Origin of the sequence: Alkalihalobacterium chitinilyticum, from assembly GCF_029028005.1 — a bacterium.
Classification (GTDB): Bacteria; Bacillota; Bacilli; order Bacillales; family Bacillaceae_F; genus Alkalihalobacterium; species Alkalihalobacterium chitinilyticum.
In genome coordinates, this window is the sequence record NZ_JAOTPO010000002.1 from 149,772 (window position 1) to 166,005 (window position 16,234).

Genomic DNA, 16,234 nt, shown 5'->3' on the forward strand with positions numbered 1-16,234 from the left:
GATAGAGGTGAAGCAGTTGAGAACCTATGAAAAATCGCAAGCCGCGTTTTCAGAAGCAAAACCAGTCATGCCAGGCGGAGTAAATAGCCCTGTTCGTGCCTTTAAATCTGTGAAGATGGACCCTGTTTTTATGGAAAGAGGAGAAGGCGCACGTATTTATGATATTGATGGTAACGAGTACATTGATTATGTATTGTCATGGGGACCGCTTATTTTAGGTCATGCGGATGATCAAGTCGTTGAAGCTTTAAAGAAATCGGTTGAAAAAGGAACAAGCTTTGGTGCTCCTAGTGAGCTCGAAACGAAACTAGCAAAGCTCGTTATTGACCGTGTTCCTTCGATTGAAGTCGTTCGTATGGTGAACTCAGGAACAGAAGCAACAATGAGTGCTTTACGTCTAGCACGCGGCTATACAGGCCGTAATAAAATCATTAAATTTGAAGGATGCTACCACGGCCATGGTGATTCATTATTAATTAAAGCCGGTTCTGGTGTAGCGACACTTGGATTGCCGGATAGTCCTGGAGTACCTGAATCCGTCGCTCAAAATACGCTAACCGTTCCTTATAATGATATAGAAAGTTTAAAACTAGCTTACGAAAAATTCGGCGATGACGTTGCTGCGGTAATTTTAGAACCTGTGGCAGGAAATATGGGTGTTGTACGTCCGGAGCCTGGCTTCCTAGAGGCAGTTCGCGATATCACTCACTCTCACGGTAGCTTACTGATTTTTGATGAAGTTATGACAGGATTCCGTGTCGGTTATCATTGTGCGCAAGGCGAGTTTGGAGTAACACCTGACTTAACGTGCCTTGGAAAAGTAATCGGTGGAGGCTTGCCAGTTGGAGCTTACGGCGGGCGTCGCGAAATTATGGAGCAAATCGCGCCGGCTGGACCGATTTATCAAGCAGGAACACTTTCAGGAAACCCGCTGGCAATGACAGCTGGATATGAAACACTATCACAGCTTCAACCAGAACATTATGAGGAGTTTGACCGTCTCGGTAAGCGTTTAGCAGAAGGCTTATCTGCTGCAGCAACAAAGCATGGCATTCCTCATACGACAAGTCGAGCAGGATCAATGGTCGGTTTCTTCTTTACCGATCAACCTGTTAAAGACTTTGCATCTGCTTCAACATCCAACTTAGATTTCTTTGCAGCTTACTTTAAAGAGATGCTCCACCAAGGAATTTCTCTACCACCATCACAGTTTGAAGGTATGTTCCTATCAACCAAGCATACTGAAAAAGACATTGATGACACGATTGCAGCTGCGGACATCGCATTTTCAAAACTGAAGTAATAGTGTTGTTAGGCATTGCCTAACATATACTTGAGGAGAGAAGCTTAGACTTTAGGTCTGAGCTTCTTTTTTATTCATCGGGGCGGAGCTAATGGATACTTCATTCTCCCAGGTATTTACTAACAATGGATAAAAAAGCAAGCTCAATAGGAGATTTACAACTGAATATTTCCTGATACTGGGATTAGTAAACCTAATGTGATGTTGCTTACCTGAAAGAGCACCATACTCACTCCTCATTCAACTTTTTCCTTATTTTTTTTAAATTCTTTTCATATCGAGGAAGGTCTTGTCATACAGTTTAATGTACAGAGCATGAGCGTAACTGGGGGTAAACTTTTTGAAACAAGGAGGAACGTCCATTGACACAAGATCATCCATCTAAACTGTCATTTTCCATTGAGGAATCGGTGTGGTTAAATAAAGGGCAAGAAGTTGCAGAAATCCTTTCAATGTCATTAGATCCCGAAATCCGCATTGAAGAAAAGAACGACCACGTAGTTATTAAAGGTGGTCTCCGCTTACTCGGAGAATACCGTCCTGTGCAAAATGATGCTGAAAACACAGAAGAGGGAGAAGTTGCTGCATTTCGTTCATTTGAAGAAGTCACTTTAAATGACCAGAACATCGGTGAAATTAAACATTTCTTCCCAATTGATGTGACCATCCCGTTAAGTCGTATTCAAAACATTGATGATGTTTACGTACAAGTGGAGACATTTGATTACGATCTTCCTGAAAAAAGTTGTCTGCAACTAACAGCAGATGTGGCGATCAGCGGGATGAGTACTCAGCAACAAGAAGTGAACCGACCATCCTATGCACAAGAGCCGTCATATTCAGAGCCATCCTATGAACAAGAACCATCTTATTCAGAGCAACCTTCTTATTCAGACACAGCATATGAAAGGGAGGAAAGACCTTCCTATTATACGGATGCAACATCTAATGTGGAGCAACCGTCAATCCCGCATGATCCTTCATTCTCGGAAGAATTGCCTGAGATGGAGAAGCCACCATCGCTTCAACCGTTTCCGTCATTTTCTTTTGAAGCGAGAAAACAGGCGATACCGGAGCCGAAAGCAGAAGCAGAAGAGCCTGTAGTAGAAGCGAAGGAACTCGTTCCAGCGATGGAAGAGCCTGAATATGAACAACAATATGAAACGCCAAAATTTGAAGTAGAAGGCAGTGAGCCGATACAAAATCAAGAGCCTGTAATACCAAAACACACTCCAGGACTTAACTTTGAAGCTCGTCCTGATGTCATTGAGCCTGAAGAAGGAAATCCAATCGATAATCTCGTTCCGAACAACCAACGTTCTTCAGAACAAGCAGCTCATTTAAATCAGGAAACGACTGAACAAGAGGAACGACCGATAGAAGAAGTAGAGCAAGAAGAAGCATTAGAAGCAGGACTTCAAGCCGCAGAAGCACCTGCCGGCCGTGAAGAAGAAGAAACAAAAATCAATTTTGCCCCGTTGAAAAAGTTATCCGAAAGGCCTCCGACTGCAGTAGAAGAACTAGAGGATGAAGCTGCTGTAGAAAATCAAGATGAGCCGGCCGCAGAAGCTGTTAAAGTTCCAAAATCGAGAACGGATGAAAATGCACTTTACTTAACGAAAATGCTGGCAGACGGGGAAGAACAGTTTTCAAAATTAAAGATGTGCATCATTCAAGAAAATGAGTCATTAGATACAATTGCGGAACGTTATGAACTTTCAACCAGTCAAATCATTCGAGTGAACCGGCTAAATGAAGAGCGAGTAGAGGAAGGACAAATCTTGTACATCCCAGTAGGCTCTAAGCGTTAATATGTAAAAACGAGGAGGGTGACTCATTAGCGAAGTGCTAAACACCTCACAATGATAGATAAGGAGAACGATGAATTTTCCTTTGGATATCTTTGTGAGGCCATAAGTACTAATGAGTTGCCCTCCATCTATAAAAAAAGGAGAAAAATGAGTATGGATATTCTCCCATTAATTAAAGAAAATTATCCGTTTGAAGTGAAAACCCAATTAGACCATGGAATTATTGATACGAACCAAGGACGAAAAAGATATCGGATTTGGCATGACGAAGCATTGTTAAATTGGCATCAAGAATGGCGTGAAAAATGCAGTCAAAATCCGTACCAATTGACCGATCGGATGTTGCAAACGAAAGATAAAAGAAAAGCCATTAAGGTAGAAGATGTCTGGTTAACCGTACACGATGATATTATTGATCCCTATCCAACCAAAGATTTTGAACAAAAGTGGGCTCATTTTATCGCTCGTATGATTGAAATCGGTACGACAACAAAAGATGATTGTATTTCAACGGCTAAACGTGAGTTTCCGTCTGCTTCAGAGTGGAAAGTATGGGTCTCTAAAACAAAGCTGCTCGATGAAAAAAAGCGAAAAATCCTCCAGTCGTGTATTCAAGAGGCCATGCGCAGAAAGCACAAAGCATTAGAATTGAGGAAAAAAGATAAAGAAAAAAGACTTCCTATAATGGACAAGGTCTCGTCTACTACTCAAGCCAAGAAGATTTATGAACTGTTTGTTTGGCAAGGTACTGCAGAAGCACCTGAGTACGGATTTGTCAGCTTCACTCACTTTTTACAACAATGGGTCGGAGAAAATGGAGAAGAATCGTTAATCAAACTTTTAAATGAGATGGAAGAGCAAATTCCATTCCGGCAGATGTATGGTAATGAATTGTTGGCAGAAGCATGGCTTCCGTGGGAGTTAGTTCATGCAATGGAACATCTTCAGCAAAGTGAAGAGGAGGAAGAGATAGAAGTTCATTTTTCAACGTTCCAAAAAGAATGGAATGACCGCCGGCAACTCGTACTGACGCTGCTTAATTGGCTAAAAGAAGATAGAAAGAAGGTGGCCACATGACCAATCGAGCTCTATTAGATCGTTATGCGCCTATCCTGTTTCATTACGATTTGTATCCTGAGCATATTGAGAGTTGGGGGAAAGTCCAACAAGTACAAACAAACCGCGGCATGTTTGCCTTGAAAGAAGCTCATATGAATCGGCAGCAAGGCGAGCTATTCGTACAAGTGATGCGAAAATTAGATCGGTTAGGGTATCGTCAAATGATTCCTATCTTGCCTACGAAGTATGGAGAATATGTCCTTTCAACAGATGATCGAACCTACTATTTAATGCCATGGATAGAAGAGGAACCGTATCAGGGACGTACGTCTAGAGAAGAAAAGATTATGGACCAACTCGGTATCATTCATCGACTAACTGCGAAGACGGACGATTATCCAAAAGAAACGATTGATGAAGCTTATCAATCGTTATTAAAACGATGGGATATGCGTAGATTAGATCTAGAACGATTTGCAGATCAAGCAGAAGGAAAAACGTATATTTCTCCCTTCCAGTTAACGTATTTAACACACGTTCATCAAATGTTACTTATGGTCGAAGATGCGAAGCGCCATTTGAAAAATTGGTATGATATTTGTTTGGAGAAAGGGAAGTATCGAACAGTTTTATGTCACGGAAAAGCCTCAAGAAAGCATACGATTTTTACAGCAAGCGGTGATCCGATTTTATTTAACTTTGAACGTGCGTCCATGGATACACCCGCCCGTGATCTAGCGCTATTTTGTCGGCAATCGTTTGGTTATAACCTATGGGATGAAGAAGAAATGGTGCGCTGGTTTGGAACGTATGATCGAAACATCACATTACTAGATGAAGAAAAAGAGTTGCTGTTTGGCTATTTATGCTTCCCAGAACCTGTACTATTTTCACTACAACTTTATTTGCAACAAAACCAAGATAAACCTGAAATCTATCATGTCCAAAGGCTAGAGAAACGTTTTCATATGATGAGAAAAGTGCAGCGGTTAAAAGGATATTTAATAAAACAAGAAGAACAAACACCGCAATTTGAACAACAATAAAAGGCTGTCCCAAAAGTGTCTAAGCTCCTTGCCTAGAGATATAAAGAGATGCAAATTATGTTTCTTTATATCAATTTAGGCTTAGGGGGCTTTACACATACAAATGGGACAGCCTTTTATATGGACGAACTTCCATTTTAGACACGGCATCGTTAACCCTTATATGATACCAGCGAAAAATAACCCATATAAAATAGCCATAAAAGCTAGTAAAATGACATCAAAGGATGTTGGAAAAAGCAAGGTTCGGATAAACTGAAAGCATAGAAGTGGAAACAGGATCTGTATTAGAGCTAACCGTAGTTTTACTAACCATAAGGGTGGTCGAAAACGCTTATATCGCTTTGGCATATCGAGGCTCCTTCCTCAGAACAGTCTTTCTATATACATATGCATAGGCTGTATTCATGTGAAATCAAGAGCCTATGCATAAAAAAAGAAAAAAATGGCGATGCTTTTATTGACGAAAAAGTACCGAAAAAGGTAGAATAATATGCAGAACCCGATTTTTTTAACATCATATACATAAATGCTTAGACAGGGAAGAGTAAATTCAGAACCCTTCAGAGAGAAAAATCAGTCGCTGAGAGATTTTTCAGGATGTATGAATTGAACGTCACCCTTGAGCAGCTCGTTTGAACGAAACTAAATGAAGTGTCATCCGTTTACAATGGAACAAGCGGAAAGAGACGTTATCATTTGGATACTAGTAGATCGAGTCGGCAGATGCCGTTACCTGAATGAAGTGTGTAAGCTTTTTTAGCTTGCAAACAAAGGTGGTACCGCGAATACAACTCTCTTCGTCCTTTGAGGTGGAGGGAGTTTTTTGATGTTTTACGGCACTTATCATAGTGATTCATCGGTTAAGTTGCCGAGTGTAAATAGCAGAAAAAGTAAGGCTTGAACTCATTTTAAATCAGGGATAGCCAATTCTTTCTATACATATAAAGGAGGTCACAAAATGGAAAATCAAGATTTAACAATGCCAACGAAGTACAGCCCGCAAGATACAGAAGCAAAATGGTACCCATTTTGGGTCAATGGAAAGTTTTTTGAAGCAACAGGAGACGAAGCAAAGAAACCCTATACGATCGTCATCCCACCGCCAAACGTAACAGGAAAGCTTCATTTAGGTCACGCTTGGGATACAACTTTACAAGATATTTTAATCCGTACGAAACGAATGCAAGGATACGATGCGCTTTGGTTGCCTGGAATGGACCATGCTGGTATCGCGACCCAAGCAAAAGTAGAAGGTAAACTTCGTGAAGAAGGGCTGAGCCGTTACGATTTAGGCCGTGAAAAGTTCCTAGAAAAATCATGGGAGTGGAAAGAAGAGTATGCCTCACATATCCGCCAGCAATGGTCAAAGCTTGGACTGGCTCTAGACTATTCTCGTGAACGTTTTACATTAGATGAAGGTCTATCTAAAGCCGTTCGTGAAGTTTTTGTCCGCTTATATGAAAAAGGCTTAATCTACCGCGGCGAGTATATAATTAACTGGGATCCGCAAACAAAGACAGCTTTATCTGATATCGAAGTTATTTATAAAGACGTACAAGGTGCGTTCTATCATATGAAATATCCGCTTGTCGATGGAAGTGGCTCTATTGAAGTGGCGACTACACGTCCAGAAACGATGCTTGGAGATACAGCTGTTGCGGTTCATCCAGAAGATGACCGTTATAAGCATTTAATCGGCAAGAAAGTAAAACTGCCTATCGTTGGCCGTGAAATTGAAATTGTCGGTGATGATTACGTTGATATGGAATTTGGTTCAGGTGCCGTTAAAATTACACCTGCACATGACCCGAATGACTTTGAAATTGGAAATCGCCATAATTTAGAGCGCGTACTCGTTATGTCGGAAGACGGCAAGATGAATGAGAATGCAGATAAGTATCAAGGAATGGATCGTTTCGAGTGCCGTAAGCAAATCGTAAAAGATCTTCAAGATATGGGTGTACTTTTCAAAATTGAAGAACATACACATTCGGTCGGCCATTCTGAACGCAGCGGAGCTGTTGTTGAACCTTACCTTTCAACCCAATGGTTCGTTAAAATGGAGCCGCTAGCTGAAGCAGCCATTGAACTGCAAAAGTCGGAAGGAAAAGTAAACTTTGTTCCAGAACGTTTTGAAAAGACATATCTTCACTGGATTGAGAACATCCGTGACTGGTGTATTTCTCGTCAATTATGGTGGGGACATCGTATCCCGGCTTGGTATCATAAAGAAACCGGTGAAGTGTACGTTGGACATGAGGCTCCAGCAGATATTGAGAACTGGGAGCAAGATAATGACGTACTAGATACGTGGTTCTCATCTGCATTATGGCCTTTTTCAACGATGGGCTGGCCGGACCAAGAAAGTGCAGACTTTAAACGTTACTATTCAACCGATGTACTCGTTACTGGATACGACATCATTTACTTCTGGGTAGCACGGATGATTTTCCAAGGTCTTGAATTTACAGATGAGCGTCCATTTAAAGATGTACTGATTCATGGACTCGTTCGTGACTCACAAGGACGCAAAATGAGTAAATCACTCGGTAACGGTGTGGACCCGATGGATGTAATCGACAAGTACGGTGCAGATGCGCTTCGTTTCTTCCTTGCGACAGGAAGCTCTCCAGGAAATGACTTACGTTTCTATTGGGAGAAAGTGGAGTCGACGTGGAACTTTGCGAATAAAATTTGGAATGCTTCGCGATTTGCCTTAATGAATATGAACGGCTTGAAGTACGAGGAAATTGATCTGACTGGAGAAAAAACGATTGCCGATCAGTGGATTTTAACAAGACTTCAAGAAACGATTGAGTCGGTGACTCGCTTAACGGAAGCGTATGAATTTGGTGAAGTCGGCCGTGTCCTTTATAACTTTATTTGGGATGATTTCTGTGACTGGTACATTGAAATGGCGAAGCTTCCACTTTACGGTGATAACGAAGAAGCGAAGAAAACGACACGTTCTGTTCTCGCTTATGTGTTAGATCAAACGCTTCGCCTATTACACCCGTTAATGCCGTTTATTACCGAGGAAATATGGCAGCATTTGCCGCATGATGGCGAATCAATTACTGTTGCAGCTTGGCCAGAAAAGCAAGAGCACTTAATGTTTGAAAATGCTGTAGCCGATTTCAACCTGTTAAAAGACATCATTCGTTCGGTTCGTAATACACGTTCAGAGTTAAATGTCCCTATGAGTAAACAAATTGAGCTTCACATTAAAGCAAAAGATGCTCAAGTATTAGACCAATTAAATCGCGGCCTTCAGTATGTTGAGAAGTTCTGTAACCCAAGTGAATTAAAAATCGGAACAGACATTCCGACACCTGAAAAGTCAATGTCTAACGTCCTAACGGGTGTGGAGTTATACTTACCGCTGGCAGGTCTGCTTGATCTCGATGCAGAAATTGCCCGTCTTGAAAAAGAACTGGAGAAGTACGACAAAGAAGTAGAACGCGTACAAAAGAAACTCAGCAATCAAGGCTTTATTGCAAAAGCACCAGAGAAAGTCATCGAAGAAGAAAAAGCGAAAGAAGCAGATTATATTGAAAAACGCGAATCTGTGAAAGCGCGCATTGCGGAGTTAAAAGGGTAAAACAACATCCAAATACAAAAGCACAAAGAAGACGAAAATCTGAGATTTTCGTCTTCTTTTACTTGACTTCGAACTAATACAATCTGCTACCTTAGTAGAAAAAGGGACGTGTTCTCTTTAAACATCCGCTAATACTTTCATCATATGCTGTAAGTATAGTCGGACGATATTGTAATTCGAATTAGCTGATAATGTTCGTGAGCCTACGACGTCTTCAATTTCGTTAAAGATGAACTGTCCTTCTTTATCGAACAGAAAATCGATCCCAACCAGGCCAAGTTGTCCGTCAAATTGGGCAATAATCTTTTCCACTAATGCGGTTTCCTCATCATTTAACTCATATATTTTAGCACTTCCGCCTAAAGAAAAATTCGCTTTAAAATCAGTTGAAGAATAGCGTAAGATCGCAGCGATGATTGTCGAGCCAATGACAAAGACGCGAACATCTTTCCCAGGAACGTCTCCCATCTCTTGAATGATTAAGTCGTTTGAAGTGATGTTAGCTAACAACGCTTCTAATGCCTGCAGACTTTCCACAGCGTATACTTGCTGTCCGCTTCTCCCTGATACTTCTTTGACAACGATCGGATAAGAAAACGGAAGGTGCAAGGGCACAAATTCATTCTTTTTTACAAATAAGGTATTCAACATCGGAATGCCAGCCCGCGTTAAAAATTGGTGCGTTCTTGCTTTATCGTTACAAAGCCCGGAAACGAACGAGGTATTAAAAACAGTAACACCTAGTGCTTCTAGTTGTTGACTAAAAAGTGGATCAATATTTCGCATAATCGCAAATTCGGGTAGTTGAAGTTCACTTTGATGGTGGTGAATAAACAGCTGCTGATCTATGACGCCATAAAGGAGGTCCTCTTTTAGGTAAAAGGATAAATCGATGCCTAATAAGTTAGCTTCTTCTAACATCCAATCGATATAGGCTTGATTTTTGTCAGCATCTTCTCGGTTATAAATGAGCCATCCTGTTCGTTTTTTTTTCATAAAACCTCTCCTGATCTATTTCTTTGAACAACAATAAGTGATTAAATAGAGTATATTGAATTGTCTTGTTTCATCATAAAGGAAAAGACATTATTTTGCATACTTTTTTCAAAGGAGCTTATCCATGCTTTCTTACCATAAAGCAAATGAGTTAATCGAACAAACAAAGGAAAACAAAATTTATTTCGGACTTGAAAGAATGCAAGTCTTACTTGAAAAGCTAGGGAACCCGCATGAGAAGACAAGAAGTATTCACCTTGCCGGCACGAACGGAAAAGGGTCGACCTTAACCTATTTGCGTTCTATATTAAATGAGGCTGGGTATCGCGTCGGTACATTTACATCACCCTATCTATTTCAACGAAACGATCAAATTCAACTAGACGGGAAGCCAATTTCACAAGAAGATTTTGTACAACTAGTGGAACAAATACTCCCGGTTATCGAAGAGCTCAAACGCTCGGATTACGGTGCACCTGTTGAATTTGAAGTGATGACAGCACTCGCTTTTATGTATTTTGCTCAAGTAGAAAATATTGACTTTGTGATTATTGAAACAGGATTAGGAGGCCGGTTAGATCCGACGAATGTTCTTACACCACTAGTTGCGATTATCACCAATATTGGCCTTGATCATATCGAATTTTTAGGAAATGACCTGCTGCAAATCGCAAATGAAAAAGCAGGAATTATTAAACCTTCAATTCCTCTCGTTTCAGGATGTACGCAGCAAGAAGTCATCTCACTGCTCCAGAAAACGGCAGCAGAACAACAATCATCACTACACCAATTAGGAAGTCAATTTGAGGTACACCATTCAAACGAGACGTTTACTTATACATCTGAACAACATACCTACACCGACTTACAGCTTGCCATGCTCGGTACCCATCAACAAACCAATGCTGCATTAGCTATACAAACGATTGAACTACTAGAAGCATTTCACGATGTTCAAGTACAACAAGAGGCATTAAGGTCGGGCCTACAACAAGCAACAATAAAAAACCGAATTGAAGTCGTGCAAACTGAGCCAATGGTTATCATGGACGGCGGTCATAATCAAGAGGGGATCAAAGCCCTTGTCGATACATTACTAAACTCGTTTCCGGATAAAAAATTCATCGTCCTATTTTCAGCGATGGTCGATAAAGAGGTAAAAGAAATGATCCAATCGTTGCAGCAACTCACCCATAAGATTATCGTAACAACGTTCCCTCATCCGCGTTCTATTCAGCGAGATGAGATTTATCGTGTACTTGACCATCATTCGCTTCAATTTGTAGAAGATTACAAAATCGCCTTCCACCAATTAAGAGGTGACCTGCAAGAGGACGAGGTTCTCGTCGTCACTGGCTCGCTTAATTTTCTTTCGTTTGTGAGGCAAGCTTGAGAAATAGGTAGATAAATTAGATAATTAAGTAATAGAAATGCCTCAGTTACAAGAGTAATCTTTTGTGCAGGGGCTTTTCTATTTGAGGTGAGTAGGAGATAATAATATAGACACTGTTAGTTCGGAAGAAAGGGCGTATTACGGATGAAAACATTTGCAGAAATAGTTGAGTTTATACAAGGACGTAATGTTATTCAACTAGGACTAGAAAATATGGAAGGGTTTCTAGCAGAGATCGGAAACCCTCAGCGAAAGTTAAAGATCATTCACATTGCTGGTACGAACGGGAAAGGATCAACGTTAAATTTTATTCGAGAGTTGTTACTAGAAGCCGGATACGATGTCGGTGCGTTTACAACTCCTGCGGTACTCAGCTATGAAGAGCAAATCTCTATTAATAAAAAACCGATTACGAAAGAGGACTTTGTCCACGTCTTTGATCAATTAACACCAGCACGCGAACGATTTGAAGCAAGTGGACAAGCGATGTTGACTGAATTCGAAAGTTTAACGGCCATGATGTTTTACTATTTTGCAGAAGTTCGTCCAGTCGATTTTTTACTTTTAGAAACAGGAATGGGAGGTCGACTCGATGCAACGAATGTCTCGATGCCTCTAGTAACTGCGATCACAAATATCGGCATGGACCACATGCATTTACTAGGTGAAACGAAAGAAGAGATTGCATGGGAAAAAGCAGGAATTATTAAAGCGGGCGTACCGCTCATCACGACGGAAAGTGATGAGAACATCCTGGAGATTTTTAAACACCAATCAAAGCAAAAGCGCTCGAAACTTTATATGGTAGACAATGACTTTTTCGTCGAAGATACGGCTTCAACAAGTGGTTTACAAACGTTCACCTTTACATCACCATTTCGGAAAATAGAGGATCTGGAACTAACGATGCTCGGTCAACATCAAATCAAAAATGCGTCACTTGCCTTAATGGTTATTGATTATTTAAAAACATATCAAGCGCTTCTTATTACAGAAGAAGAAATTCGAAGGGCCCTAAAGAAGGCGATGTGGATCGGACGCTTTGAAAAAATCAGTGAAACACCTCTTGTCTATATCGATGGTGCTCATAACGAGGAAGGAATAGCAGCCTTAGCAAGCATTTTACGTGAACAGTTTGCAGATAAGAACATTAAGGTGTTATTCGCGGCCACCAAAGAAAAAGATGTTGAAAAGATGCTCACTCCTCTATATGACGTAATAGATGAAATTAGTTTTACTAGTTTTGATTTTCCGCGGGCAGCTACAGCAACCGATTTATATGAAAATTGCAGCTATGAAGATAAAACGATGGTCACTGACTGGAAGAGTTACATTCAAACGAAACTGCCAATGCTAGAAGAGTGGGACTTATTTCTTATAACAGGATCATTATATTTTATTTCACAAGCAAGGTTACATTTTGAAAAAGTAAATTCATAGTATAATAATACCATTAATTATATTATCACTATGTTTAAAGTAGGAATTTTTACACTATTGTAGTAATATAATAAAGAGAGATCGAAATTTCAGAAAATAATTAATAGGGGGGAAGGTTTGTGTCGGGTTCAGTAAAAGCATCATTGTGGACAATTTGGTTTATTATGACTGTTTTTTTTATCACTGCTTTTGATCAATATGCTTTCTCTCAAATTGCTGGAAATGAAAAAGAAATCCTCTCTTTATTCGTATTAGCTGCAATTGCTGCAGTTTTTCCCATTCATTATCGAGGGTATTCATTCGTCTTATTTCAATGGGTATCTCTTGCTAGTTTTCTATTATATGGTCTCTTAATTGAAATCATTGTGACCCAATTTGCACTGCTATTTTCCCTTCTATTAATGAAAATTAATCGTGAAAGCTTGTATCGAATTCCACTGAATTCCATTATGTTCTATATTACGTCTCTTTCTGCTGCGGGTGTGTATTACTTCGTCGTAGGATTACCGCTTCCCAATGCGCTAGAATTTTTTGTTCCTTTAGCAGCCTATGTTTGTACATTTTTGTTCGTTAACCATGTGTTAATCTTCCTCATTCGAAATCATTTGGCTAAAATCAAAACAAAGTTTATTGATAGAGGAACATTGTGGGAACTTGCAACGGCAGCGCTCGTCCTGCCGATGAGTTTAATCCTTGTCATGATGTACCAAGAAATTGGTTACGGAGCGTCTGGAATCGTCGCAGTTGCTTTTATCGGTATTTCTATTATGTTAAAAGTCTACCGTCGAAGTGAATTGATGAATGAACAACTGAAAAAAGTAAATGAACTCGGCATTGAATTAAGCAGTACGTGGGAAGTAAATGAGACGGCTCACTTATTTATCAATAAAATAAAAGATTTATTCCCAAGCGATTACATCTACTTATATACAATAGAAAACACCAGGCTGGAACTTCTTGAAGCTTATCAAAAAGACCCAACGGATCTATTTTCAACCGGAAAAACAATTGACTCGGTAACGGAAAAAGTGTACCGCAGAAAAAGAGCAGTTGTCTTTCAAAACAGGAGCCAATGGCCGACGCCAGAGCGACTTTGGTTAAAAACAGCTCATTCGGTAATGGTCGTCCCGATGATCCAGCATCGTGAATTAAAAGGGATCATCACTATCGCCGTTAATCAAAAAAGTGCTTATAAAAAACAAGATGTCATGTTAATTGAAATCCTCGCAAATTTCGTCGGTGTTGCCATTGATAACGCCCGGCATTACGAAGCAACGAAAAAGGAAAGTGAACGGTGTCCGCTGACAAGTCTCTATAATTATCGTTCGTTTGAGCGACTATTAATTGAAAACTATGAACGAAGCTTCATTCAGAACGAAAAAGCAGCTGTCATTTTACTAGACTTAGATCATTTTAAATCTGTAAACGATACGTACGGGCATCAAGCCGGCAATGAAGTACTCTGTCAAATCGCGAGACTGATGGAAGAAACGATAGGAGAAAGCGGAATTGTTGCTCGCTATGGCGGTGAAGAGTTTGTTATTCTGTTAACAAACACAAATTCAACGGTCGCATACATGAAAGCGGAGGAATTACGCAGTCGAATTGCACAACACCAGTTCCTTATTCATAACGACCTCAACGAAGGAGAAGTGACAACGATCCAGGTCACAGCGAGTATTGGTGTGGCAACTAGCGATAATGAAGAGTCTAATCCGGTATCACTTGTCCGACAAGCAGACCGGGCGATGTATACAGGAGCAAAGCAAAAAGGCAGGAACCGCGTTGCGGTGTATGGGGATGGACCAGTAGTACAAATAGCAGCAGGTACGATGGAAGATACGTTAACGAGATAAGTGTATATAATTTCTAATAGTTATTACTATTGTCACTTTTGTGACTAAAGTCATGAATTTGATATAAATTCCATAAAAAATTTTATCGAAAAGTATTTTCATTTAGGAGATTCTTGCTATAATCAGAGCTATAAGGGTGAAGCAAACAGACTAGTAAATTAAAGGGAATTTAACAACTCTAATGACCAGAGGAGTAGAACTTGTTATAATAGGTTTGAAACAGAAGGAATTAGGGTATTTATTACTAGAATTGTTCAATATATCGAAAATAAAGGCGCGATGAAATACGACTTATATGTGGGCACCTAAGTCGTACGGAGCTAGTGGTGCAACCGGCTTTTACATATGACATCTCGGAGGTGGTCTAGTAAAGGTTATTTTTTTGCTCTTAAACTGTCACTTTATGACAAATTAAGGTAAAAAAGTTAGCGAACAAGGTCAAAAACACCAAAAGTAGATCAACTCTAGCAACAAGAACGAAGACACGGTTTTGAGAGCAGAAAGCTCAAAAAATAAATTAACTATGAGAAAAAAGGGAGAGATTTTTAAATGAAGGCACTTATTCAAAAACGTCTTAAAAACCAAAAAGGTTTGACACTAATCGAGTTACTAGTAGTAATTGTTATTTTGGGGATTATTGCGGCGATAGCGATACCGTCGTTGATGGATAATCGTACAAATGCTGTAAAAGAAGCTAATGCTCAAACAAATAAAATAGTTCAGGATGCACACGACCGTTATTTTGCTATCACTGGTAGTTATGCAGCAGATGCAACAGCGTTAAAAAATGCAAATTACCTTAGAGAGATCCCAAAATGTGCAAACGGTGCAACAAAAACTTTTACTGTTGATGCTAATGGCATGTTAGTAGCAGATAACAAGTGTGGAAATACAGATTAATCTATTAGATAGCTGTCGCTTATTAGTGGCAGCTATTTTATAAATTTTATTTTACAGTGGGGTGGAATGGGAAAATGTTAATAGACATTTATATTCTAGCATTATTTTTAGTTATAGGTAGTTTTTTAAACGTAGTAGCCATCCGTCTATTAAATAAAGAATCCATAGCCTTCCCACCTTCCCATTGTCCACAATGTAAGCATAAGTTATCAGTACTCGATCTAGTTCCTGTATTCAGTTACCTATTTTTAAAAGGAAAATGCCGTTACTGTCAAACAAAAATTTCTCCTCTATATCCATTTGGAGAATTATTAACAGCAACATCAATTTTTATCGTCTATAAATTTGTCGGTCTTCAGCTAGAATTAATTCCGGCACTTCTTTTAACTATTTTACTCGTTATCTCAGTACTAACCGATATTCGCAAACAACTTATTTTAGATGTGGTGACGTTACCAATGCTTGGCTTATTGATTATAAGTCGCCTACTCATTGGTTCGGAACCGTTTTGGTACTATTTACTTGGTGGGGTTGTTGGTTTTGCATTGTTACTACTGATTGCTATCGTCAGCCGTGGTGGTATGGGTGGTGGTGATGTAAAGCTTTATGCGGCGATCGGTGTTGCATTAGGACCGTGGATGACCGTTATGAGTCTCGTATTAGCATCATTTGTTGGTACGATTGTTGGCATTACGCTCTTGGTGCTTGGCATCGTGAAGCGTAAACAACCGATTGCGTTTGGGCCGTTTATTTTTATTGGGACGCTGTTAGCTTATTTATTTGGATATGACATATGGATTTGGTATTTGAACTTATTATGGTAGGG

The 16,234-nt window shown here is 39.8% G+C and carries 12 protein-coding genes, 1 riboswitch and 1 other annotated feature; of the genes, 10 read left to right on the forward strand and 2 right to left on the reverse strand.

Features of this window, described 5'->3' with window-relative positions:
* Positions 1 to 16: 16 nt before the first annotated feature.
* From hemL to ysxE, 4 genes are all read left to right on the forward strand, one after another.
* Positions 17 to 1,303 carry a glutamate-1-semialdehyde 2,1-aminomutase gene (hemL, locus tag N7Z68_RS03430; RefSeq protein ID WP_275117054.1) on the forward strand — a complete coding sequence of 429 codons (1,287 nt, stop codon included), beginning with the start codon at positions 17 to 19 and terminating at the stop codon, positions 1,301 to 1,303.
* 362 nt (positions 1,304 to 1,665) lie between these two features.
* Positions 1,666 to 3,114 (forward strand): stage VI sporulation protein D, encoded by a 1,449-nt coding sequence (gene spoVID, locus N7Z68_RS03435; RefSeq protein ID WP_275117055.1) that lies wholly within the window; start codon positions 1,666 to 1,668, stop codon positions 3,112 to 3,114.
* 153 nt (positions 3,115 to 3,267) lie between these two features.
* Positions 3,268 to 4,191 (forward strand): hypothetical protein, encoded by a 924-nt coding sequence (locus N7Z68_RS03440; protein ID WP_275117056.1) that lies wholly within the window; start codon positions 3,268 to 3,270, stop codon positions 4,189 to 4,191.
* Positions 4,188 to 5,219, forward strand: a complete 1,032-nt coding sequence (gene ysxE / locus N7Z68_RS03445; protein WP_275117057.1) for a spore coat protein YsxE — start codon at positions 4,188 to 4,190, stop codon at positions 5,217 to 5,219. Before N7Z68_RS03440 ends, ysxE begins: the two co-directional genes overlap by 4 nt.
* A gap of 159 nt (positions 5,220 to 5,378) precedes the next feature.
* Here ysxE and N7Z68_RS24430 read toward each other — a convergent pair whose 3' ends face one another.
* A complete protein-coding gene (locus N7Z68_RS24430; protein ID WP_502550502.1) occupies positions 5,379 to 5,570 on the reverse strand; it encodes a YszA family small membrane protein in 192 nt (63 codons plus the stop codon).
* A gap of 174 nt (positions 5,571 to 5,744) precedes the next feature.
* Positions 5,745 to 6,030 (forward strand) — a binding site (T-box leader).
* A gap of 150 nt (positions 6,031 to 6,180) precedes the next feature.
* Between N7Z68_RS24430 and N7Z68_RS03450 the strand changes: the two genes are divergently transcribed.
* Complete coding sequence (locus tag N7Z68_RS03450) at positions 6,181 to 8,823, forward strand: valine--tRNA ligase (protein ID WP_275117058.1); 2,643 nt, start codon at positions 6,181 to 6,183, stop codon at positions 8,821 to 8,823.
* Between the two features lie 117 nt (positions 8,824 to 8,940).
* Here the strand turns inward: N7Z68_RS03450 and N7Z68_RS03455 are convergent, their stop codons facing one another.
* On the reverse strand, positions 8,941 to 9,819 hold the full coding sequence (locus tag N7Z68_RS03455) for an ATP-grasp domain-containing protein (RefSeq protein WP_275117059.1): 879 nt from the start codon (positions 9,817 to 9,819) through the stop codon (positions 8,941 to 8,943).
* Positions 9,820 to 9,943: 124 nt separating this feature from the next.
* On the opposite strand from N7Z68_RS03455, the gene N7Z68_RS03460 reads away from it, so the two are divergent.
* The 5 genes from N7Z68_RS03460 (at position 9,944) to N7Z68_RS03480 (ending at position 16,232) form a co-directional block, all read left to right on the forward strand.
* Positions 9,944 to 11,212: a bifunctional folylpolyglutamate synthase/dihydrofolate synthase gene (locus N7Z68_RS03460; protein WP_275117060.1), complete on the forward strand. Its 1,269-nt coding sequence runs from the start codon at positions 9,944 to 9,946 to the stop codon at positions 11,210 to 11,212.
* Between the two features lie 144 nt (positions 11,213 to 11,356).
* Entirely contained in the window at positions 11,357 to 12,652 is a 1,296-nt protein-coding gene (locus N7Z68_RS03465) for a bifunctional folylpolyglutamate synthase/dihydrofolate synthase (protein ID WP_275117061.1), read from the forward strand.
* A gap of 119 nt (positions 12,653 to 12,771) precedes the next feature.
* Complete coding sequence (locus tag N7Z68_RS03470; RefSeq protein ID WP_275117062.1) at positions 12,772 to 14,508, forward strand: sensor domain-containing diguanylate cyclase; 1,737 nt, start codon at positions 12,772 to 12,774, stop codon at positions 14,506 to 14,508.
* 264 nt (positions 14,509 to 14,772) lie between these two features.
* Positions 14,773 to 14,855: riboswitch (cyclic di-GMP riboswitch) on the forward strand.
* Between the two features lie 202 nt (positions 14,856 to 15,057).
* Positions 15,058 to 15,408, forward strand: a complete 351-nt coding sequence (locus tag N7Z68_RS03475) for a prepilin-type N-terminal cleavage/methylation domain-containing protein (protein ID WP_275117063.1) — start codon at positions 15,058 to 15,060, stop codon at positions 15,406 to 15,408.
* A 74-nt stretch (positions 15,409 to 15,482) separates the two neighbouring features.
* Positions 15,483 to 16,232: a prepilin peptidase gene (locus N7Z68_RS03480; RefSeq protein ID WP_275117064.1), complete on the forward strand. Its 750-nt coding sequence runs from the start codon at positions 15,483 to 15,485 to the stop codon at positions 16,230 to 16,232.
* Positions 16,233 to 16,234 lie beyond the last annotated feature (2 nt).